This is a genomic window from Dyadobacter sp. HNCC25DJ184 (assembly GCF_056895215.1).
Map to the genome: position 1 here is coordinate 1 of NZ_JBXHAQ010000040.1, position 1,235 is coordinate 1,235.

Annotated in this window: 2 protein-coding genes; both read right to left on the reverse strand. The window is 42.2% G+C overall.

Annotated elements, in window-relative coordinates; translation table 11 throughout:
- Window positions 1-28: 28 nt before the first annotated feature.
- Window positions 29-982 (reverse strand): ISAon1 family transposase, encoded by a 954-nt coding sequence (locus AC1XUD_RS26500; protein ID WP_483364067.1) that lies wholly within the window; start codon window positions 980-982, stop codon window positions 29-31.
- A 25-nt stretch (window positions 983-1,007) separates the two neighbouring features.
- The coding region (locus AC1XUD_RS26505; protein WP_483364068.1) for an ISAon1 family transposase N-terminal region protein at window positions 1,008-1,235 on the reverse strand (228 nt) is incomplete at its 5' end.

The window sequence follows — 1,235 nt, forward strand, 5'->3', positions numbered from 1 at the left end:
GGATCAAGTCAAATTCTTGGGGGGAAAATTAAGCATAAAGTTTAGAAAGCCGGAACAAGAAGAATGGAATGTCCCTAACACCTCTGGACGAAGACCTGAAAGCCTTGATTTTAGCGTTAAAGGATTCGGCAGAAGCATTTGTGCTTCTGTTGTTGAAGAAGTTTAGAATATCCAGATGGTGCGTCTGAATAGATCTTGCGACTGTTTTGAATGAGTCGAGGCCACAATCTTCTACCTCATTGTACCATAGAGCCAGCTTTTTAAAAGCCTGGATCTTGGATTTGCAACTCCGGAATATCGTCCCTAATCCTGTTGCTAGTCGGTACGCCTGGTTGATCAAAGGATAACGTTCAAAAAGCAGTTTGGAACGTTGAACTTGGGAGGCAGTCCACTTATCCTGATGTTTGAATAGCAAATATCGGCTCCTGACAAGCAGTTGTTTTAAGGTATCACTATTACTAAGAACCTCTGGCTGATATTGAAAACCCGCTTGCTTAGCAGTTTCAATGGCTTGATTTTCTTGATCCAAGGCTTCCCAGCGATGTTTGATCCTGATTTCCTGAACAGCATCATATGCTAATTTCTGGACATGAAACCTGTCTATAACCTTGGATGCTTTTGGGAAACAACGATTTACAATCAGCCCCATATTGGCAGCCATATCTAAAGTCACTTCCTGCACTTTTTGGCGAACACGTTTGGGTATCTTCCTTAAGATTTCTATAACTGAACCGGCTTGTGTACCTTTCACCATCGCCACCAGTGAGCCTTTCCGGCCTTTCGCTGACTTGTTGGTTACAATCGTGTAAAGTTCTCCATTGGATAGGGACGTTTCATCGATACTCAGATATGGTCCTGTATTTTCAGGGTATAATAGCCAGTCCGACGCATGTGTACGCTGTTCCCAATCTTTATAGTCACTGATATGATCTTTGTACTGTTGCTGTAATTGCTTACCATCCAAATGAAAGTATTTACCCAATTGTGAACAGCTGACAGGGTTATTGTCAATACAATCCTTTTAAAAAATCAGCAAACTCTTTGGTCATTCGAGTCCCCTGCTGTACAACATTCCAATCCCTGCTGATAATCTCACAGGTGCCCTTGACTTCCCATCTTCGACGCTTAATACAGAGCGTAACCTTTTGATTACGAATGGGAAAGTCCTGAATGTAGATCTCAGGAAGGAAACCTTTTGACTCTAATTTTTGGTCTTTGTATTCGGAAGGAGGCAG